The sequence below is a fragment of the Oleomonas cavernae genome, from assembly GCF_003590945.1.
Taxonomy (GTDB): domain Bacteria; phylum Pseudomonadota; class Alphaproteobacteria; order Zavarziniales; family Zavarziniaceae; genus Zavarzinia; species Zavarzinia cavernae.
On the sequence record NZ_QYUK01000011.1, the window covers coordinates 1,644,696 to 1,664,614 of the forward strand.

23 protein-coding genes and 1 pseudogene are annotated in these 19,919 nt (G+C 70.1%); 13 read left to right on the forward strand and 11 right to left on the reverse strand.

All coding sequences use genetic code 11. The annotated features are described in order from the left end of the window. Positions 1 to 6 precede the first annotated feature (6 nt). From D3874_RS11615 to D3874_RS11665, 11 genes are all read left to right on the forward strand, one after another. Positions 7 to 411 carry a hypothetical protein gene (locus D3874_RS11615; RefSeq protein ID WP_119778230.1) on the forward strand — a complete coding sequence of 135 codons (405 nt, stop codon included), beginning with the start codon at positions 7 to 9 and terminating at the stop codon, positions 409 to 411. A gap of 80 nt (positions 412 to 491) precedes the next feature. Next, complete coding sequence (locus D3874_RS11620) at positions 492 to 926, forward strand: PaaI family thioesterase (RefSeq protein WP_119778231.1); 435 nt, start codon at positions 492 to 494, stop codon at positions 924 to 926. A gap of 2 nt (positions 927 to 928) precedes the next feature. Beyond that, on the forward strand, positions 929 to 1,945 hold the full coding sequence (locus D3874_RS11625) for an alcohol dehydrogenase catalytic domain-containing protein (protein ID WP_119778232.1): 1,017 nt from the start codon (positions 929 to 931) through the stop codon (positions 1,943 to 1,945). Positions 1,946 to 1,955: 10 nt separating this feature from the next. Then, positions 1,956 to 2,537: a TetR/AcrR family transcriptional regulator gene (locus D3874_RS11630; RefSeq protein WP_119778233.1), complete on the forward strand. Its 582-nt coding sequence runs from the start codon at positions 1,956 to 1,958 to the stop codon at positions 2,535 to 2,537. A 19-nt stretch (positions 2,538 to 2,556) separates the two neighbouring features. Further along, complete coding sequence (locus D3874_RS11635; protein WP_119778234.1) at positions 2,557 to 3,318, forward strand: SDR family NAD(P)-dependent oxidoreductase; 762 nt, start codon at positions 2,557 to 2,559, stop codon at positions 3,316 to 3,318. Positions 3,319 to 3,391: 73 nt separating this feature from the next. After that, positions 3,392 to 4,798, forward strand: a complete 1,407-nt coding sequence (locus D3874_RS11640; protein ID WP_119778235.1) for an NAD(P)/FAD-dependent oxidoreductase — start codon at positions 3,392 to 3,394, stop codon at positions 4,796 to 4,798. Next, entirely contained in the window at positions 4,791 to 6,017 is a 1,227-nt protein-coding gene (locus D3874_RS11645) for an FAD-dependent oxidoreductase (protein ID WP_119778236.1), read from the forward strand. The genes D3874_RS11640 and D3874_RS11645 overlap by 8 nt, the downstream gene beginning before the upstream one ends. After that, the gene (locus tag D3874_RS11650; protein WP_119778237.1) at positions 6,014 to 7,453 is read left to right on the forward strand and encodes an FGGY family carbohydrate kinase; all 1,440 of its coding nucleotides are present in this window, start codon (positions 6,014 to 6,016) and stop codon (positions 7,451 to 7,453) included. The genes D3874_RS11645 and D3874_RS11650 overlap by 4 nt, the downstream gene beginning before the upstream one ends. A gap of 176 nt (positions 7,454 to 7,629) precedes the next feature. Further along, positions 7,630 to 8,028, forward strand: a complete 399-nt coding sequence (locus D3874_RS11655) for a 6-pyruvoyl trahydropterin synthase family protein (protein WP_119778238.1) — start codon at positions 7,630 to 7,632, stop codon at positions 8,026 to 8,028. After that, positions 8,025 to 9,071: a glycosyltransferase family 4 protein gene (locus D3874_RS11660; RefSeq protein ID WP_199699025.1), complete on the forward strand. Its 1,047-nt coding sequence runs from the start codon at positions 8,025 to 8,027 to the stop codon at positions 9,069 to 9,071. The genes D3874_RS11655 and D3874_RS11660 overlap by 4 nt, the downstream gene beginning before the upstream one ends. After that, positions 9,068 to 9,853: a class I SAM-dependent methyltransferase gene (locus D3874_RS11665; protein WP_119778239.1), complete on the forward strand. Its 786-nt coding sequence runs from the start codon at positions 9,068 to 9,070 to the stop codon at positions 9,851 to 9,853. The genes D3874_RS11660 and D3874_RS11665 overlap by 4 nt, the downstream gene beginning before the upstream one ends. Here D3874_RS11665 and D3874_RS11670 read toward each other — a convergent pair. The 7 genes from D3874_RS11670 to D3874_RS11695 form a co-directional block, all read right to left on the reverse strand. Next, a complete protein-coding gene (locus tag D3874_RS11670) occupies positions 9,832 to 10,563 on the reverse strand; it encodes a RibD family protein (protein ID WP_233559917.1) in 732 nt (243 codons plus the stop codon). The genes D3874_RS11665 and D3874_RS11670 overlap by 22 nt on opposite strands. A gap of 103 nt (positions 10,564 to 10,666) precedes the next feature. Continuing rightward, a complete protein-coding gene (locus tag D3874_RS11675) occupies positions 10,667 to 12,280 on the reverse strand; it encodes an alkaline phosphatase family protein (protein WP_119778241.1) in 1,614 nt (537 codons plus the stop codon). After that, positions 12,277 to 13,020 (reverse strand): FkbM family methyltransferase, encoded by a 744-nt coding sequence (locus tag D3874_RS11680; RefSeq protein WP_119778242.1) that lies wholly within the window; start codon positions 13,018 to 13,020, stop codon positions 12,277 to 12,279. Before D3874_RS11680 ends, D3874_RS11675 begins: the two co-directional genes overlap by 4 nt. Further along, positions 13,013 to 13,744 carry a CDP-alcohol phosphatidyltransferase family protein gene (locus D3874_RS11685; RefSeq protein WP_119778243.1) on the reverse strand — a complete coding sequence of 244 codons (732 nt, stop codon included), beginning with the start codon at positions 13,742 to 13,744 and terminating at the stop codon, positions 13,013 to 13,015. The genes D3874_RS11680 and D3874_RS11685 overlap by 8 nt, the downstream gene beginning before the upstream one ends. Continuing rightward, the gene (locus D3874_RS30230; protein ID WP_233559918.1) at positions 13,741 to 14,103 is read right to left on the reverse strand and encodes an MDR/zinc-dependent alcohol dehydrogenase-like family protein; all 363 of its coding nucleotides are present in this window, start codon (positions 14,101 to 14,103) and stop codon (positions 13,741 to 13,743) included. The genes D3874_RS11685 and D3874_RS30230 overlap by 4 nt, the downstream gene beginning before the upstream one ends. Positions 14,104 to 14,191: 88 nt before the next feature. After that, on the reverse strand, positions 14,192 to 14,713 hold the full coding sequence (locus D3874_RS30235; RefSeq protein ID WP_233559919.1) for an MDR/zinc-dependent alcohol dehydrogenase-like family protein: 522 nt from the start codon (positions 14,711 to 14,713) through the stop codon (positions 14,192 to 14,194). Between the two features lies 1 nt (position 14,714). Next, positions 14,715 to 15,251, reverse strand: a complete 537-nt coding sequence (locus D3874_RS11695; protein ID WP_119778244.1) for a cytochrome b — start codon at positions 15,249 to 15,251, stop codon at positions 14,715 to 14,717. 88 nt (positions 15,252 to 15,339) lie between these two features. Between D3874_RS11695 and D3874_RS11700 the strand changes: the two genes are divergently transcribed. Continuing rightward, complete coding sequence (locus D3874_RS11700) at positions 15,340 to 15,669, forward strand: (2Fe-2S) ferredoxin domain-containing protein (protein ID WP_119778245.1); 330 nt, start codon at positions 15,340 to 15,342, stop codon at positions 15,667 to 15,669. Here the strand turns inward: D3874_RS11700 and D3874_RS27955 are convergent. The 4 genes from D3874_RS27955 to D3874_RS11715 all read right to left on the reverse strand — a co-directional run bounded on the left by D3874_RS27955 (position 15,666) and on the right by D3874_RS11715 (position 19,288). Continuing rightward, on the reverse strand, positions 15,666 to 16,514 hold the full coding sequence (locus D3874_RS27955; RefSeq protein WP_147385623.1) for a hypothetical protein: 849 nt from the start codon (positions 16,512 to 16,514) through the stop codon (positions 15,666 to 15,668). The genes D3874_RS11700 and D3874_RS27955 overlap by 4 nt on opposite strands. 210 nt (positions 16,515 to 16,724) lie before the next feature. Continuing rightward, positions 16,725 to 17,696 carry a nickel/cobalt transporter gene (locus tag D3874_RS11705; protein WP_158595946.1) on the reverse strand — a complete coding sequence of 324 codons (972 nt, stop codon included), beginning with the start codon at positions 17,694 to 17,696 and terminating at the stop codon, positions 16,725 to 16,727. Beyond that, positions 17,687 to 18,325: a DUF1007 family protein gene (locus D3874_RS11710; protein ID WP_119778247.1), complete on the reverse strand. Its 639-nt coding sequence runs from the start codon at positions 18,323 to 18,325 to the stop codon at positions 17,687 to 17,689. The genes D3874_RS11705 and D3874_RS11710 overlap by 10 nt, the downstream gene beginning before the upstream one ends. 66 nt (positions 18,326 to 18,391) lie before the next feature. Next, a complete protein-coding gene (locus D3874_RS11715) occupies positions 18,392 to 19,288 on the reverse strand; it encodes a LysR family transcriptional regulator (RefSeq protein WP_119778248.1) in 897 nt (298 codons plus the stop codon). Positions 19,289 to 19,414: 126 nt separating this feature from the next. On the opposite strand from D3874_RS11715, the pseudogene D3874_RS30240 reads away from it, so the two are divergent. Further along, positions 19,415 to 19,914: pseudogene (locus tag D3874_RS30240) on the forward strand (SDR family NAD(P)-dependent oxidoreductase); the annotation flags it as partial. Positions 19,915 to 19,919: the final 5 nt, after the last annotated feature.

The following is a 19,919-nucleotide window of genomic DNA, read 5'->3' on the forward strand; positions in this document are numbered from 1 at the left end:
AGCATCATGACCGTCCCGGACGCCTTCGCCTTCAAGCGGTCGGGGCTCGGCGACATCCTCACCGGCGCCATCGGGACCGAGGTGAACGGCATGACCCTCACCCTGCTGTCGGCCTTTGCCCGCGCAGGTGCCGATCCCTGGCAGGAGGCCGGAAGGCTGGCCGCCCTGCCCCGGCGCGAGGCGATCGACAGCCTCGCCCGCACCATCGCCGGCCTGCCCGCAACCTTGTGGCCGCTCCCCATGGCAACGGACATCGCCACCCGCCTGGTCGCCCTGCTGCCCACGCGGGCAAGCGTCAGCCTCGCCCTGCCGGTCAAGGGCAAGCCCGTAACGGCCTATGCCCGGCCGGCGGTCATGCTGATCGGCGTTGCGCTGCTGGCGGCCTATCTGCTTGGCCTGCTGCCGCTCTAGGCGGCGGGGCCCGACATCGCCCTTGCGTCGACTAGACCGATCGGTCTAGCGTGTGGCCGTGACCTTCAGGGAGCTGCCGCATGGACACCAGTTCGACCCCCGATAGCCCTGAGGCGATGCTGGCGCTGCTCGAACGCTCGGTGCTCACCTCGGGCTTTTCCACCATGCTGGGGGCCCGGCCGCTGCGCTGCTGGCAGGGCGAGTGCGAATTGCTGATCGACCTCAAGCCGGAACTGACCCAGCATCACGGCTTTGCCCATGGCGCGGTGGTCGGGGCGGCGGCCGACAATGCCTGCGCCTGGGCCGCGGCCAGTGTTGCGGGCGATGTCGTCACCGCCAGCTACACTTTGCACCTGGTGGCGCCGGCCAAGGGCGAGCGCCTGCGCGCCAAGGGACTGGTGCTGAAAAGCGGCAGGCGCCAGTTGACCGTGCGCGCCGACGTCTTCGCCGAAACCGGCAACGAGGCCCGCCTGGTGGCCACGGCCCTGGCCGCGGTCGCCCGGGTGGAGCGGTGAGCATGCACCACGCGGTCTTCGTCGCCCCCGGCCGGGTCGAATGGCGTGACGCGCCCGATCCCAGGCTGCACGGCCCGGGCGAGGCGCTGGTGCGGCCCCTGGTGGTCGGGCGCTGCGATCTCGACGTCGCCTATCTGCGCGGCCTGCTGCCCATGCCGCCGGGGGCGCCGATCGGCCACGAGATCATCGGCGAAATCGTCGACCTGGGCGAGGACGTCGGCCCCTTTGCCATCGGCCAGCGCGTGTTCGTGCCCGCGCAGATCTCGTGCGGCACCTGCGGCCCGTGCCGGCGCGGCCTGACCGGGCGCTGCGCCAGCGTGCCCTTCGCCGCCTCCTATGGCATGGGGCGGGAGGGCGGCTTTGGCGGCGGCCTGGCCGATGTGGTCCGCGTGCCCTATGCCGCCGCCATGCTGACGCCCCTGCCCGCGGGGGTCGACCCGGCCGGCCTGATCGGCGCGGCCGACATGGCCGCCGATTCCTGGCGCGCGGTCGGCCCGCACCTGCGGCGCCATCCCGGCGCCCGCGTGCTGGTCATCGGCGGCATGCCGCCGGTCATCGGCCTCTATGCCGTGGGCATCGCCACCGCCCTGGGGGCCTCGATCGTCGACTATGTCGATCCCGAGCCCCGGCGCGGCATCGTCGCCGCCGGTTACGGCGCGCGGGTCATCGCCGACCCTGCGGCCGAGGTCGACGGCCCCTATGATGTCATCGTCGTCGCCAACCCGCTGCGCGCGGCGCTGGAACGCGCCTTCACCCTGGCGGCCCCCGGCGGCGTGATCACCAGCGTGGCACCGGCGATCGACGGCCAGCCGGCGCTCGACACGGGCGTGCTCTACCATCGCGGCGTCACCTGGATGATCGGCCGGCCCGACTGCCGCCACGATCACGACGGCACGATGCATGCCTGGGCCACCTGCGGCTTCTGCCCGGACCGCCTGCCGACCACTCGCGTCGCCTGGGATGACGCGCCGCAGGCCTGGGCCTCCGACGCCCTTTACGTCGCCGCGGTTCGTCCCTAGCCTCGCCGCCATGGCGCAGACGCAACCGACGGCCAAGGCCGACGAACGACCGACACGCGAGCGCATCCTGCGCGCCGGTGTCCGCCTGTTCCAGGCGCAGGGCTATCACGGCACCGGCGTCGCCGCGATCCTGGCACGGTCGCGCGCCCCCAAGGGTTCCTTCTATCACCACTTTCCCGACGGCAAGGAGGCGCTGGCGGTGGCGGCCGTGGGCTGGCTGGCCGGCGAGGTCGACGGTTTCCTCGATGCCCAGGTCGCCGCCGGTGCCGATGCCGCGGCCATGGCCGTCGGGCTGGCCGAACATGCCGCCCGGGGCCTGGCCCATGCCGACAGTATGCGCGGCTCGCTCATCGCCATCCTGGCGGCCGAGGCGGTGCCCGGCTCCGCCGCCATCACCGCGGCCCTGCAGACGGCAGTCGACGGCTGGCTGGCCCGGCTGGCCACCGGCTTTGCGGGCACCAGCCCGGCCGAGGCGCAGGCCCGGGCGCGCGAGATCCTGGCCCTGGTGGAAGGCGCCACGGTCATGGCCCGCATCGCCGGCCGGCCTGGCGAGGCGGTGGCGATCGTTCGCCGCGCCGTCGAGCGATCCTGAATCAAGTTTGGAGTCCGTCATGCCTGCCTATTCGTTTCACGGCCAGACCGTCGTCGTCACCGGCGGCAGCCGCGGCATCGGCCGCGGCATCGCCGAGGGTTTCATCGCCGCCGGGGCGCAGGTGGTGATCCTGGCCGATGATCCCGCCACCCCCGCGATCGCCGCCGGGATGGGCGCCCGGGGCATGGTCTGCGACATCACCGACGGGCAATCGGTGAAAGCGGCCGTGGCCGCCGTCCCGGTGATCGACGTGCTGATCAACAATGCCGGCCTGGAACTGTTCACCCCCATCGGCGATCCCGACCCGGCGATGGAGGCTCGCTTCCGCCGCATCATCGAGATCAATGTGATCGGCACCTACCTGATGACCCGCGCGGCGCTGGCCCGGATGCCCGATGGCGGGCGGATCGTCTTCACCGCCTCGATCTGGGGCAAGACCGCGGTCGGCGGCTTCTCGGCCTATTGCGCCTCAAAACACGCCAATATCGGTTTCATGCGTTCGCTGGCCCATGAGCTGGCGCCACGCCGGATCGCGGTCAACGCGGTGTGCCCGGGCTGGGTCAAGACCGAGGCCTCCCTGCGCTCGATCCGCGACGAGGCGGCGTCGCTGGGCATCACGCCGGAGGCCCATGCGCAGACCATGCTGGGCGGGCAGGTCTTCGGCGGCATGATGGAGCCTGCGGACATGGCCGAGGCCTATCTGTTCCTGGCCTCGCGCGAGGCCGCCCGCAACATCACCGGCCAGACCCTGCATGTCGACCGTGGCGAGGTCATGGATTGATCCCCACGCAAGGCGGGTGCCCGGCCGGCTTGCCGTGCCATAATCGCCGTGCAAGCGCGTCGGGACTCGAAGAATGGCGGCACAAGACCGGAACAATGGCGGGATTGAGGGCCTGTTCGATGTCGCCGTGGTCGGCGGCGGCGTCGTGGGCTGCGCCATCGCCCGGGAATTCACCCTGGCCGGCGCCCGCACCATCCTGCTCGAACAAGGGCCGGACATCCTCAGCGGCGCCTCCAAGGCCAACAGCGCGATCCTGCACACGGGCTTCGACGCCCCGGTCGGCTCGCTGGAGCAGCGGCTGGTGGCCGAAAGCCATGCGCTCTATTGCAAGCTCCACGACCGGCTGAACCTGCCGCTGCTCGAGACCGGTGCCCTGCTGGTCGCCTGGAGCGAGGCGGAGGAGGCCCGCCTGCCCGAGATCATCGCCGACGCCCACCGCAACGGCGTGGGCGACGTGGAACCGGTCACGGCGGCCCAGGCCCGCGCGCGGGTGCCGGCCCTGGGGCCGCTGGCCCGGGCGGGCGTGGTCATCCCGCGCGAATATGTCATCGACCCCTGGACCGCCCCCCTCGCCTACCTGAGCCAGGCGGTGCGCAACGGTGCCGTCGCCCTGTTCAGGGCGGCGGTGGAGAGCGGTGACTTCGACGGCAGCGCATGGCACCTGACCACGCCGCGCGGCACGGTGCATGCCGCCCATGTCATCAATGCCGCGGGCCTGCATGGCGATCAGCTCGACCAGGCCCTGCTGGGCGCCAGCGCCTTCACCATCCGCCCGCGCAAGGGCCAGTTCGTGGTCTTCGACAAGGCGGCCGCGCGCCTCGTCGACACCATCCTGCTGCCCGTGCCCACGACCCGCACCAAGGGCGTGGTGGTCTGCCCGACCATCTTCGGCAATGTCCTGGTCGGCCCGACGGCGGAGGAGCAGGACAGCCGGACCGATACCTCGGTGAAGCAGGCGACGCTGGAAGCCCTGAAAGCCGAAGCCGCGCGCCTCGTCCCGGCCCTGGCCCAGGTGCCGGTGACCGCCGTCTATGCCGGCCTGCGCCCGGCCAGCGAGGAGAAGGATTACCGCATCCTGGCGACGCCGGCGCGTCACTGGATCACCGTGGGCGGCATCCGCTCCACCGGCCTGACCGGGGCGCTGGGCATCGCCCGCCATGTCCTGGGCCTCTATGGCAACCGCCATGCCCCGCTCCCCGATCCGGCCTGGCAGCAGATGCCCAACCTGGCCGAATACCGGCCGCGCGACTGGTCCTCCCCCGGCCACGGCGAGATCGTCTGCCATTGCGAGCTGGTGACGCGGCGCGAGATCGAGGCGGCCCTGCTGGGCGACCTGCCGGCCGCCGACCTTGCCGGCGTGAAGCGCCGCACCCGGGCCATGATGGGCCGCTGCCAGGGCTTCTACTGCGCGGCCCGGATCAGCGAACTGGTCGACGGCGCCATCGACCCGCCATTCGCCGTGGGGCCGGCCCATGGCTGAGACCTGTGATGTTGCCATCGTCGGCGGCGGCCCCGCCGGCCTTGCCGCCGCCACCAGCCTGAAGCGGCAGGGCCTCACCCGCGTCATCGTGCTGGAACGCGAGGCAGAGGCAGGCGGCATCCCGCGCCATTGCAGCCATTCACCCTTCGGCCTGCGCGAATTCCACCGCCTTCTGTCGGGCCCCGCCTATGCCCGCACCCTGGTTCAGCGCGCCATCGCCGCGGGTGTCGAGATCCGCACCGGGGCGACAGTCACCGCGCTGGAACCGGGCGGCCTGCTTGATGTCACCAGCGACGGCGGCCCCTACCCGCTGGCCGCGCAGCGGGTGCTGCTGGCAACCGGCGTGCGGGAGAGCCCGCGCGCCGCCCGCCTCGTCTCGGGCGAGCGGCCCCTGGGCATCGTCACCACCGGGGCCTTGCAGGCCATGGTGCATCTGAAGAATCGCGCGCCGTTCCGCCGGCCGGTGATCGTCGGCACCGAACTGGTCTCCTTCTCGGCCCTGCTGACCTGCCGCAATGCCGATATCCATCCCATCGCCATGATCGAGGCCGGCCCGCGCACCACCGCGCGCCGGCCTTCCGGCCTGCTGCCCTGGCTGCTGGGCGTGCCGCTCCACCACCACGCCCGCATCACCGGCATCAGCGGCAAGCCCCGGGTGGAACAGGTCGAGATCACCGCGGGCGACAAGGTCTTCACCCTCGACTGCGACGGCATCCTGTTCACCGGCCGCTTCGTACCCGAGGCCAGCCTGGCCCGCATGGGCCATCTTTCCGTGGATCCGGGCACCGGTGGGCCGCAGGTCGACCAGTTCGGCCGCGGCACCGATCCCGCCTATTATGCCGCCGGCAACCTGCTGCGCCCGGTCGAGACCGGCGGCTGGAGCTGGCGCGAAGGGGTCGCGGCGGCCGGCTGGATCGCCGCCGATCTCGCCGGCCGGCTGCCGCCCGCCGGGGACGAGATCGCCGTCACGGCCGCCGCTCCGCTCAAATATGTCATGCCCCAGCGCCTCTGCGCCGGTGCGGGCATGACGCACCTCCAGCTTCGCGTCGAGGGGCCGGTGCGTGGCCTGCTGGTGTTGCGGGACGGTGCGCGTGTCTTGTGGTCGGGCAAGATCGACGCCCTGCCCGAACGCCGCCTGCTGGTGCCGGTGCCGCCGCCCGCCGCCATCGGCGCGGCCCGCTCCCTGGAACTCGCTCTCATCAATGGTGCTTCCCCATGACCGGACGTATCGCCGCGATCGACCAAGGCACCACCAGCACCCGCGTGCTGGTCGCCGAGGGGGCACAGGCCCGGATCGCGCTGAGCCTGCCCCACGCGCAGCACTACCCTCAATCGGGCTGGGTCGAACATGATCCCGAGGAGTTGCTCGCCAATGTCCAGGCCTGCCTGGCCGCGGCGGGCGAGATCGAGGCCGTGGGCATCGACAACCAGGGCGAAAGCTGCCTCGCCTGGGACGCCCGCACCGGGCGCCCGATCAGCCCGGTCATCGTCTGGCAGGACAACCGCACTAGTGCCGAACTGGATCAGTTGAAGGCCGACGGCGCCGGGGAATTGCCGCTGGCCCACGCCGGCCTGCCGATGGATCCCTATTTCTCGGCCTCGAAGCTCGCCTGGATCGTGCGCAACGTGCCCGAGGCGAAAGAACTGCTGGCGGAAGGCCGGTTGCGCCTGGGCACCACCGACGCCTTCTTCCTCGACCGCCTCGCCGGGCGTTACGTAACCGATGTCACCACCGCCTCGCGCACCTCGCTGATGAACATCGAGTCCGGTGAATGGGATCCGGCCCTGTGCGCCCTGTTCGGCGTGCCGATCGAGGCCCTGCCCCGGATCGTGCCGACGGTGGGCGATTTCGGCAGCGTGAAACTCAACGGCCGCGACGTGCCGATCGTCGCCAGCATGGTCGACCAGCAGGCCGGTCTCTATGGCCACGGCTGCCGCGAGACCGGCGATGCCAAGATCACCTTCGGCACCGGGGCCTTCGTCCTGGCCGTGACCGGCAAGGAAATCCGCCGGGCACCGGGCGACGGCCTGCTGCCCACCGTTGCCTGGGGCCGCGACAGCGACGGCATCACCTATGCGCTCGACGGCGGCGTCTATACCGCCGGGGCGGCGGTCGACTGGGTGAAGCGCCTGGGCCTGTTCGACGATTTCGCCGCCGTCGACCATTTCGAGGGGCCGTCGGCGATCGACCGCGGCCTGGTCTTCGTGCCCGCCCTCTCAGGCCTCGCCTGTCCCCACTGGCACCGCGACAGTGCCGCCGCCTGGTTCGGCCTGACCCTGGACACCGGCCCGCTGGACATGGTGCGCGCCGCCCTGGAGGGCATCGCCCTGCGCACGGCGGAGGTGGTCACCGCGATGAGCGAGCATGTCGCCCTCGCCCAGGCCATCTCGATCGACGGCGGCATGTCGACGAACGGCTACTTCTGCCAGTTCCTGGCCAATGTCATGGGCCGCGCCGTGCTCGCCCGCGACGGCGGCGAGCGCACCGCCATCGGCACCGCCTTGTTCGCCGGCGCCGACGCCGCCCTCGCCTTCGCCGACCACGGCGCCGACCGCCGCTTCGAGCCGCAAGGCGATCCCGCCGGCGCCCGCGCCCGCTTTAGCGAAGCCATCGACTTCGTCCGCCGCTGGGGCCGCGAACCGCCACCGTGCTAGGGCGATCGACACACGCGTTGTAACCGTCATTCCGGCGAAGGCCGGAATCCATTCTGGGGAAGCGCGCGACGTCTCAATGGATTCCGGCCTTCGCCGGAATGACGATTGAGCGTGCCGGAATCGCGCCGCACCCGCATCATGGCAATGATCTGCCTCATAGTCCGCCAGGAGTTGCCATGTTTGCCGTCGAGGTTCGCGACCATGTCATGATCGCCCACAGCCTGCCCTCGCCGGTGTTCGGGCCGGCCCAGGGCATGCATGGGGCGACCTATGTGGTCGATGCGGCGTTCTTTGCCCCGGCGCTGGACGGTGACGGGCTGGTGGTCGATATCGGCCTGGCGACCGAGGCGCTGGGCCGGGTGCTGGGCCCCCTGAAATACCAGAACCTCGATGCCCTGCCCGCCTTCAAGGGCAAGATCACGACGACCGAATTCCTGGCCAAGGCGATCGCCGACGGCCTGATTGCCGAGATCGCGGCCGGCAGCCTGGGCGCCGGCGGCGGGCGCCTGGCGCGGCTGCGGGTGCAGCTTCATGAAAGCCACGTCGCCCGCGCCTGGTACGAGACCGACCTGTGACCGCGCCGATCGTCTTTGCCATCCCCGGCGCGATCGACCAGCCGACCGGCGGCTATGGTTACGATCGCCGCATGATCGCGGAATGGCAGGCGGCGGGGCGGACGGTAAGGCACCTGGCCCTGGGGGACAGTTTTCCCCTGGCCACGGCCGGCGACATTGCCGCCGCCGATGCGGCCCTCGCCGGCCTTGCCCCCGGCACCACGGTACTGGTCGACGGCCTGGCCTTCAGCGCCGTGGGCAGCCCGATCGGCCGCCACGCCCGCCGGCTCGACCTGGTGGCGCTGATCCATCATCCCCTGTCGCTGGAAACCGGCCTGGCCCCCGATATCGCCGCCGCCTTGCGGGAAAGCGAGCTGGCAGCCCTGGCGCAGGCCCGGGCGATCGTGGCAACCAGCCACGAGACGGCACGCGGCCTGATCGCCGATTTCGCGGTCGACCCCGGGCGCCTGAGCGTCGCCGTGCCGGGTACCGATACCCGCGGCCGGGCGCCGGCGCGGGGTAACCCGCCGCTTCTCCTCTCGATCGCCACGGTGATCCCGCGCAAGGGCCACGACCTGCTGGTCGCCGCCCTCGCCCGCCTGGCCGAGCGGCCCTGGACCTGCCGCATCGTCGGCGACCATGACCGCGACCCGGCCTGGACCGAGAAGATCAGGGCGGCCATCGCCGCGGCCGGGCTTGGCGCGCGCATCACCCTGGCCGGCATCACCCGCGACCCGGCGGCGGAATTGCAGGCGGCCGACATCTTCGTGCTGCCGTCGCGCTACGAGGGCTATGGCATGGCCTTCGCCGAGGCGCTGGCGAGCGGCCTGCCGGTCGTCGCCTGCCGGGCAGGGGCAGTGCCCGAAGTGGTGCCGGACAGCGCCGGGATCCTGGTGCCGGTCGACGATGCCGGCGCCCTGGCCGCGGCACTGGCCTTGCTGCTCGACGACCCGGCGCGGCGCCGGCGTTTGAGCGACGGCGCCTATGCCGCCGGCCAGCGCCTGCCCCGCTGGGCCGACAGCGCCCGGACCATCGCCGCCGTGCTCGACCGGGTGGGGCCTTGAGCGGTTTCGACATCGCCTGGCTCGACCTGCGGGCCCCGGCCGACAGGGCGGCCCGCGATGCCGGCCTGCTGCGCCGGGCGGCGGCGCGGCTGGGCCAGGTCGAGCAGCCGCTGGTCATCGACCTGGGCAGCGGCACCGGGGCGAGCTTCCGGGCGCTGGCGCCGCTGCTCGGGCACACCGCCCGCTGGCGCCTGGTCGACAAGGATCCGCTGCTGCTGGCGGAAGCGGCCCGCCGCTGCCTAGGCGTGGAAACCCTGGCCTTCGACCTGGGCCAGGGCCTGCCGCCCATCGGTGGATCGCACCTGATTACGGCATCGGCGCTGGTCGACCTGGTCTCGGCCGCCTGGCTCCAGGCCCTCGCCACGGCCGTGACCAGGACCGGGGCCGCCCTGTGGGCGTCGCTGTCCTATGACGGGCGCCTGTCCTGGACGCCCGCGCACTCGCTCGACGAGGCGGTTCACGCGGCCTTCGACAGCCACCAGCATCGCGACAAGGGCTTCGGCCCGGCGCTAGGCCCCGACGGGGTGAGCCATCTAGAGGAGCGGCTGGTCCAGGCCGGCTACCAGGTCGCCACCGCCGACAGCGCCTGGCGGCTGGGGATCGCCGACGCCACACTGACCCTGGCGCTGATCGAGGGCATCGCTCACGCCGTCCAGGAAACCTGCCGAATTACCGATGCCGACCTGGCGGCCTGGCGGCGCTTCCGCCGCGCGGCCGCTGCCACCGGCACGGCCCTGGTCGGCCACCGCGACCTGCTCGCCTATTCGGCAACCATCGTATAGCGCTCGCGCGGGCGGAAGACGCAGTCGAAGACGACGTCGCTGCCCAGGTCGTAGGCGGTGACCGTCGGCCGGACACAGTCGTCGAGCGCATCCACCGGCGGCAGGGCCAGGCCCGTCGGCCCGGCGCCGATGATCAGGGGTGCCACCGCGATGTGCAGCCGGTCGATCAGATTGGCCGAACAGAAATGGCCGAGCGTGGTCGCCCCGCCTTCGACCAGCAGGCGGGTCAGGCCCAAGGCGGCCAGGGCGGCAACGATCCGGTGCGGGGCGATGATGTCGCCGTCGAGCCCCAGGCGGATCACCTCGACACCTTCGGGCCGCGGCCGGTCGACCGCCTGGATGACGATGCGCCGGGCGCCGTCGTCATGGAACAGGCGCCGGTCGTCGGGGATGCGGCCGCGCGGATCGATCAGCACCCGGGCCGGGTTGGGGCCCTTGGCATGGCGGACGTTGAGTTGCGGATTGTCGTGCACCGCCGTCTTGGCGCCGACGATCACCGCGTCGACCAGGGCGCGCAGGCGGTGCAGGTGCACCAGCCCGTCCCGGCCCGAGATGTTCTGGGCATCGCCCGCCAGGGTGGCGATCCGCCCGTCCAGCGACTGGCCCACCTGGCCGATCACCAGCGCGGTGCCCGGCGGCTGGGCGATCGGGCCGTAAAGCTCGTGGCCGGCCGCGGCCATTGCGGCGCCCGGCAGGTGGGCCCGTGCCACCAACCTGTCCCAGACCTCCGGTCGGACTGCGCCGCGATTCATCTAACCTGCCTCCATCCCTTGAATCCTATATCACGCGACCCGGGCAACCTAGGCAAGCCGCTCACGGGGCGGAACGCGATACCGCCGCCATGCCGCCTGCCGGGGTGAAGGCCGCCAGCAGGCGCCCCCGCAGGGCCTCCATCGGCCAGACCGGGGCGTCGGCCGCCGGCACCATGCCGGGGGTGAAGCCCCAGCCCTCCAGCCGCGCGAGGACGGCCGGGTCGCCGGCGATGACATGCACCGGCACCTGGTGCCCGCCCCCCTCGCCCGAGACCAGGGCGATCGGCTCGTGGTCGCCGAGCGCGATCACCACCAGGTCCTTGTCGCCGCGCGTCGCGATATAGCTGGCCAGCACCGACAGGCTGTACTCGATCGAGCGGCGGTATTGGTCCCGCACCCGGCCGGGATCGCGCCACACCACGTCGGGCGGATCGCCGGCCTGGGCGAAGCCGTCGAAGACACGGCCGTCGCCGACCCGGTCCCAGGGGATCAAGGCGGGCAGCGGCGTCCAGGGCAGGTGGCTGGAGAGCAGCGCCATCTCGACCATCAGCGGCCGCCGTCCGGGCGTGCGGCGCTCCAGGCGATCGAAGGCTTCCAGGGTGAACTGGTCGGGCATGGTCACCCAGTCGAACGGCAGCCCGCGATAGCCCAGGTCCTGCGCCGCATAGACCTGGTCATAGCCAAAGAAGCCGGCCTCGGGCCAGGCCTTGGTAATCCCGGGCATGACCGCCACGGTGCGCCAGCCTGCCCGTTGGAAATCATGGGTCAGGGTCGAGCGGTCCGAGACCACCAGCGTATCGTAGCGGCGCTGATTGTCGATGCGCAGGCCCGCTGCCAGGGTGCTGTGGGCCAGCCAGCTCTGCCCGCCGAAGGTGGGCGAGACCAGGAAGCCCGAGCGGGCGGCAAAGCCCTTGGCCGCAAGGGTCCGGTCGAAGCCGGCCAGGGTCGCCCGCACGCCGTCGGCATACCAGGGATTGTCGAGCGCCGAGCGGCCGTAGGATTCGACGAAGACGACGAGCACATCCTTGCCGGCCAGGCCCGACAGCAATTGATCGGGCGGCACCGCGCGGAAAGGATCGACCGCGGCCTCGGCCCCGAAGGCGACAAGATCGTCGATGCTGGCCCAGGTCGTCTCCGCCTCGGTGAGTGCCAGGCGGCTGGTGCCCGCGGCGACCAGCTGTTGCGACGGCCACGCCATCAGCCCGGCACCGGCGACCGTCAGCGCGGCCGCGGCGAGCCCGGTGACCCGGCGGTACCCGGCGACCAGGCGGGCCAGGACGACCATGGACTTGACCAGCACGAACGCCAGCAGGCCCAAGGCGGCCACGGTCCCGGCGGCGGCAGCAAGCGCAACCGGCCAACCGGCGGCGGCGGCAAAAACCACCCAGCCAGGGCCCAGCAGATGGCTGTCGAGGACAAGATTGAACGGCCGGCCCAGGAACTGCTGGGCGCCCATATCGGCAAATTTCAGCGTCACCAGCAAGGCCAGGAGCAGACCCGCGGCAAAGGCGGTGAACCGCCAGGGCAACAGGGCGAACAGCAGGACCAGCACCGGCAATTCCAATGGCACCTGCAGCAGAATCTGCGGCTGCACCTGGTCCCAGCGATCGGGCAGGACCAGCGCCAGGAAGACCACGAGGCCAGCCAGGAGCGGTGCCCAGATCGCCCTTTTCATGATGCCTCCAGCCGGGCGTAGAGGTCGCCGTGGCGCGCCGAAGCCGGCAGGCTGCGCAACGCCAGGCGCATAGCCCTGCCGTCCACCCAGTCGCCCCTGGCAAACTGCTGCCCCTCGCCGTCGACATGGTTGAAGCGATAGGACCCCAGGCCTTCCAGCCGCGCGATACAGGCGATGGCCAGATCGATCGCCGGGACCAGATACTCGAAGGCGATCAGCGGCAGCGGCTGGGACAGGCCGGCCAGAATGGCGGCCTCCATGCCTTCGACATCGATCTTCACGAACTGCGGGCGGCCGTACGTGGCCACCAGGCGATCCAGCGTCGTAACCTCGACCATTATCCGGCGATCCCAGCGGACGTGGCGAAAACCGTCACTGGAGCCAACGGCCGCGATCCAGCCCGGCGCCAGCGACGAGACGGTGGGATGGCGACTGGAGACGGCAAGCTCCAGACTGCCCATGGCAGCCCCGACCGCGCTCTGCAACAAGGTCACCCCATTCCCCCTCAAGCTCCGCTTGAGGAAACGGAACAGCAGGGGGTTGGGTTCCAGGGCCACCACCCGGGCGCCGGCGGCCAGCAGCGCCCGGCTGCGATTGCCGACATGGGCGCCGATATCGAAGGCCAGGTCGCCCGGTGCCAGCAGCCCGCGATAGAAGCGGCCCAGCGCCCGCTGCCGCCAGGGCCGGCCGTAGTAGATGGCGAGCGAACGGGCCAGGCCCAGGGCCTGGGCGCTATCCATGGCGCAGCAGCCAGGCGGTATCGACCGTGAAGGAATAGACCAGCAGCGCCAGCGCGCCGGCCGCGATCGCGCTTGTCACCGGGGGCGCCAGCAGCGGCGGCAGGATCACGATCAGGGCCAGGATCTGCACCACGCAGACCAGCTTGCGCCGGAACGAGGGCGGCAACGGTGCGTTCAGTGCCGGCACCGCCAGGCCGGCCAGCACGAACAGATAGCGCAGCAGGCCCGCCAGCAGGATCCACGGCCCCGCCTTGCCCGACAAGGCGGCCAGCACGGCGAGCACCACGATCAGCAGGGCGTCGATCTCCATGTCGAAGCGCGCGCCGAAAGCGGTCGCCATGCCCTGGCGGCGCGCGATCCAGCCATCGACCCCGTCCAGGGCCAGGGCGATGCTGGCCAGCGCCACAGCCACCCAGGCCAGCGCCGGCGCGTCGGCGACGACAAATCCGGCCAGGACGGCAACCATTGCGCCCCGCACCAGGGTGACGGCATTGGCCAGGCCGAAACGCTGGCCCCCGAGAAAGCGCAAGCCATCGAAGACGGCGATGCCGATCGCGCCATAGGTTGCCAAGGCCAGCGCGTAATAGGACAGGCTCAAGCCGAAGCCGAGCCCCAGCGCCAGCAGGGCCGACACCAACCCCGCCCCCACCAGGGCAAAGACGCCCAGCACCTGCCGGCGCAGGGCATGGGCCACGACGGGCGGGGGCCGCCGGCGGGCGGTCATGCGGGATAACGGATGCGGTGGCACAGGGTCGCCCGGTCGGCCAGCACGCGCGCGTAATCATCGGCGATCCGGGCAAAGTCGCTCTCGCCCGAAATCAGCAGGTCCAGCCGGGGATCGCGCAACAGGTCCAATGCCAGCGCCAGGCGCTGGCGATGGCTGACCCGCGACCGCTTGGCCGGCGCGACATGGCCGACCTGGGAACTTTTCAAGGTCAGGCGCCGGCTGTGGAAGGCGCCGCCCAGGGCCATGCTGACCGGCCGGTCGCCGTACCAGCTCGCCTCGACCACGGTGGCCTCGAAACCGGCAAGCTCCAGCGCCAGGGCCAGCCCGGCCTCGCTGGCGCTGGTGTGAACGACCACGTCACAGTCGGCCGGCAGTTCGCCCCGGGCAGGGCAAAGCCAAAGCCCAGTGCCGCCGCCAAGGATCCCCGCGACGGCTCGAGATCGATCAGGGTGACCTCGGTCCCCGGCATCCGCGCCGCCGCCCAAGCGACCAGCAGGCCCAGCACGCCGCCGCCCACCACCGCGACCCTGTCCCCGGGCCGATGCCGGCATCCCAGACGACGTTCAGCGCGGTTTCGGCATTGGCGCCCAAGACGGCGCGTTCCGGCGGCACCCCGCCCGGCAGGGGCACCACCATCGCCGCCGGCACGACGAAACGGTCCTGGTGCGGGTGCAGGCAGAACACCGTCCGCCCGCGCAGGGCCGCCGGCCCGGCCTCGACCGTGCCCACACTCTGATAGCCGTATTTGACCGGCAGGGTGAATTCACCCGCCTGGAACGGGGCGCGCATCCGCTGATGCTCGCTGGCCGGCACCCGGCCGGCCAGCACCAGCGCCTCGGTCCCCCGGCTGATGCCGGAGGCGAGCGCGCGCACCAGCACCTGGTCGGGCCCCGGTGGCGGCAGGGTTTCCGCGCGCCGCTCGACGACGCCGGGGGCGACGATCCACAGGGCGCTCGCCGCGACCATGTCAGAGGATGCGGTACAAGGTAGCGTCGCGCTTGATGAGGTGATGCCGCACGACACCGGCCATGTGGGCCAGGAACAGCAGCAGGATCAGCCAGCCGACGACGATATGCCCGCCCTTGAGGTAGGGCGCCAGGCCGGGCGCGGCCCCCAGCGGCGACGGCACGGGCACGACGCCGAACCACGACAGGGGAAAGCCATAGGCATTGGTCATCAGGAAACCCAGCACCGGCTGCAGGATCAGGCAGGCATAGAGCGCACGGTGAACGATCTCGCTCGCCCGCCGCTCGAAGGGCGACAGCCAGGGTTCGGGCGGCGCCGGGTGGCGCAGCCGGACGGCCAGGCGCGCCAGCATCACCCACAGGATCAGGAAGCCGAAGGACTCGTGGATCAGGTAGAAGCCGCCCTGGAAATCCTTGGCGACGAACTTGATCAGGGCGCCGACGGGAAACACCACCAGCACCAGCAAGGCGACGATCCAGTGAAAGATCCGCACCATGGGTGCGTGACGCTGTGCCGGCGCAAGCCATGTATCGGTCATCGAAGGGCTCCCGAGCGATCGCCGCAACCTATGGGCCTGTGGCCCCTCTTTGTACAGGATCGCGCGGCGGATGGTAAATTCCCCCGGAATGCCCAAACCCAACGTCATCCCGATCAAAACGGCATGGAGCAATGTCGCCCTGGTCTGCGGCAAATGCCGCAAGAAACTGAAAGGCGGTTTCGGCCCCAAGGGTAAGGAACGGCTGAGCAAGGCGCTGATACGTGATCTCGGGGCAGGCAAGGGGCGGCGCGCCGGGCTGTGCATAGTAGAGACCCGCCGCATGGACATTTGCCCCAAGTGCGGCGTCACCATCGCCAACGGCCATCAGCCGGAGCAGTTGCTGGTCATTGCCGAAGGCACCCCGGTCGACCAGATTGCCGCCGCCCCGGGCCTGCCGGCCCTCGCGCAAAGGGCTTAGCGGGTCTCACGACGCAGTTTGCCAATTGTCCATGCAACCTCCTCCAATATAGCCTCCCAATGAGGAAGCGCATCGTGCGGAGTTTCGATCGAATAAGTAATGTAACCTCCAGAATATCCATTGATCAAGCACGCGTGCATTTTCTTGTGAAAGAAAATAGTACACTCGGCTCTTACCGAGTCACCATTTCGCGATCTTCCGTAGCAATCTATAAAAACGATTCTTGGATCCGAATCTCTGCTATCGTTAGCATCTTCGATTTCTTTTAGTGTTAGGTCACACAAATTATTTCTTGAATACAACCCGCTCTGTGATCTCGGAAGATCAAGATAGTCTGGATTCCAGGCGCGCTCGTTCCACCCGAGCGTGGTTGCATTCATGCTGATGTAAGCAATTCGCGTTTGCTTACCAGGATCGTAGTCTATGCGACCGCTTCGGATCGCTTCGTCCCATGGAATTTCCAAGCTTATCGAGTTGCCGGCTCGGTAGGCACCGTTCTCGAACCTGGCCTTGGAATCGAAGTAAGAGAGATAACGCAGCGGGATATTGAAGTGCTGCGCAGGAATCTCTGCCTTTTTGTGCCCGATGCTCATCGGAATGACGAAATCGTGCAACGGACTGCCGGGGTCGTCTGCGAGCCTAAGCTTGATCGCGCATTTTATCATTTTCGGGGTGAGCGAAAACGCCCCATCCTGCGGCGGCTGGCTGGCGCGCGTTTCCAGGCCAGCCAGGTCGGCTGTACTGCACGGATTGATGGCCCGGCTCGGTCTCGACGTCGGGCAATAGACGATCGCCGCCAACATCACGCCAACGGCAAACGCGGTCGTGCCAGTCGATCTACCCATTTCCGCTCCGGGCGAGCGAGAACCACATTTGGTGGAACGATCAGGGCCAACAATAGCACGGCCGGCTCGGCCAGATAGGTGTGGCCGCTGTGACAGATCGCGCATTCCGGGTGCCGTCGGCTAACGGCCAAGCCCCACCGCCACAAACATCCAAGGCCCCAAAGATCACTTGAGATTGCCGGGGCAATGCCCCGCCTTGCCAGAGGATGCCTAGAACGGCGGTTGCTGGAGGGTGGTGAAGGCGTCGATCAGCAGGCTGAAACCCAGCAGGGCGACGAGGACGCCACCGGCCAGGCGTATCCCGTCGGCGGCCTGGCCCAGCACGCCGCCCCCGGACCGGCTGGCCAGGACGGCGAGCGACCAGCGGCGGGCATAGACGGCAAGGCTGGCCAGCGCCGCCACCGTGATCGCGGTGCCGAGGGTCATGGCCGCCACGGCGGCGATCCCCGCCCAGGGCAGGTCCAGGGCGTGAGCAAACAGCAGCACCAGGATCGCCCCGCTGCACGGCCTGATGCCCACGGAAACGATGACCGCCAATGAACGGCGCCAGGACGGTGGCGCGGCCAGATCCTGAGGCCCAGGGCCATGGGCATGGCCGCAGCCCGGCTCGTGGCAAGGCGCTTCATCATGATCGTGATCATGGCCGTGACCATGATGATGCCCCTGCCCCGCCGACCGTCGCCAGAGCCCGGTCGCGCCGCCATAGGCGAGCACGAGGCCCAGGAGACCGATCAGGGCGAAAGACACTTTCTCGACCGTCATCGCGGTTTCCTGGGCCTGGTGCAGCGTCTGCTGCAGCAGCCAGACGACCACGCCGGTGATCGCGATCGCGGTCAGCCCCTGCACGGCCGAGGCCGCGGCCGACAGGATCAGGCCCTGGCGCAGGCGCCGCTCGTTGCTGGCAAGGTAGGTGGCGATCACGGCCTTGCCGTGGCCGGGACCCGCGGCATGGAAGATGCCATAGCCGAAGCTGACCCCGATCAGGGTCCACAAGGCGGCGGCCTCATGCGCCTTCACCCCGCGCAGGGCGGCCACCAGCTCGCCATGCAGGAGGCGTTGCAGGGCGGCGATCTCGCCCCCCAGGCGCGGCCAGGGCGCCAGCACGGCCAGGGCGACCGTTGCCGCCGCCAGGGCCATCAGCACGACCAGCCCGACAGGGCGACGGCGCAAGGCTAGGGACATGACACATCCACCCATTCGGCAAAGGCGAGGCCCAGGGAGACGTCGGCCGTCGCCTTGCGGTCGAGGGCGGCGGCCAGGGTCACGTCTTCCTCGTCGGGATCGGCCGGCCTGACCGTGGCCTTGCAATCATCCCGGCCCGAGACCTGGACCGGGCTGTTCTCGAGATGGCCCATGGCGATGAAATAGGTCGGATCGAAAATGCTGTAGGCGAACCGGCGGCCGCCGACCACGGCCGGCGCGGCAAGGGGCACAGTGAAGCGCAGCCACAAGCGCCCGTCGCGCATCTGCGTGGCGACGTCCAGCGCCTCGGCCACCGCCACCTTCGCATCGTCCACCCGGACTTGCGTGAAATAATCGTATTCGCGCAGATTGCCCAGGTTGCGCCGGGCCAGGCCCAGCAGGGCCGCTGGATCCTTGGCGCCCGCCTTGCCCAGTTCCTCGGTCACGAACACGGAATAGAGCTCGTCGAACAGCCATTCCTCGACCACCGCCACCGCCCGGCCCTGCGCGTCCAGGAGCACGGTCGACTTGAGGTCGATCCAGGCATGGGGATGCGCTGCCGCCGGCGCCGCCGGCAGGGCCAGCCACAGCACCAGGCCCAGGAGATATGGCTTCAGGTCACGCATCATTCGCCGTCGACGCCAGTACGCGGCAGGCAGGGTCCGCCATTTCAGCCGTGGCGACAACCGCCGACGTCAGGGAGCCGCCGCTGCCTTGGTGAAGTCGACGAAGGCACGCAGGACGGGGGGCAGTTGCCGCCGACTGGGATAATAGAGGAAGAAGCCCGGGTAATAGGGGCACCAATCCTCCAGCACCCGGATCAGCCGGCCTTCGGCCAGCAGCGCCTCGACCTGGCCCTCGAAGACATAGGCGAGGCCGGCCCCCGCCAGGGCGCAATCCACCATCACGTCCTGTTCGTTGAGCGTCAGCGGCCCGTCGACCTCGACCTCGACCTCGGCACCGCCCCGCTCGAATTCCCAGCGATAGAGCGCACCGCTGGCAAAGCGGTAGCGGATGCAGGGCAGGTTGCGCAGGTCGTGCGGTGACCTGGGCCGGTCATGGCGTTGGAAATATTCCGGCGAGGCGACGACGGCCGAGCGTTGGCGCGGCCCGATCGGCACCGCGATCATGTCGCCGGCGATCGCCTCGCCGAAACGCACCCCGGCATCGAAACCCTCGCCCACGATATCGCTGAAGGCACTGTCGATCACCACCTCGACCCGTATATCCGGGAACGCCGCCAGGAAGCGGTTGACCACCGGCAGAACCGCCAGTTGCGCCGCCTGCCGCGCGGTGTTGAGCCGCAAGGTGCCCATGGGCCGGCCGCGGAAAGCGTTCAAGTCCTCGATCGCATCGTTGATGTCGCGGAAGGCCGGGCTGACCCGGGCGAACAGCCGCTCCCCCGCCTCCGTCAGGCCGACGCTGCGCGTGGTGCGGTTCAGCAGGCGCACGCCCAGCCGCTCCTCGATCGCGCGCAGGGAATGGCTGAGCGCCGAGGGCGATACGCCCAACTCCGCCGCCGCCGCCCGGAAGCTGCGGTGGCGGGCAACCGCCAGGAAGGTCGCCAGATCGGCCGGGTCGATACGCCTCATTATTGAGATAAATTCATCAGCTCGATGATAATTCAAGCGATTAATTCAATTCACCGCCCCCGCTACCTTCTGCCCATCGCCACCGGCAATCCCGCCCGGCGGCGCGGTTCAAAGAAGGAACACACCATGCGTGTCTGGTTCATCACCGGGGCCTCCCGCGGTTTCGGCGCCCTGATCACGAAGGAAGCCCTGGCCGCCGGCGACGCCGTGGTCGCCACCGCCCGCAACGCCCGCGACCTGGCCACCCGGTTCGGCGACCACCCCAACCTGCTGGCCGCGGCGCTGGATGTAACCCGGCAGGACCAAGCCTTTGCCGCCGCCGAGGCGGCGGTGAAGCGCTTCGGGCGCATCGATGTCCTGGTCAACAATGCCGGCTACGGCCTGCTCAGCGCCGTCGAGGAGGCCAGCGCGGCCGAGGTCGAGGGGGTGTTCGCCACCAATGTCTTCGGCCTGCTCAACGTGACCCGGGCGGTGCTGCCGGTGATGCGGCGCCAGCGCGCCGGCCATGTCATCAATATCTCGTCGATCGGCGGCTACAGCGCCTACCCCGGCTGGGCGTCTATGGGGCCACCAAATTCGCCGTCGAAGGCCTGACCGAGGCGCTGAGCGCCGAACTCGCACCCTTAGGGAT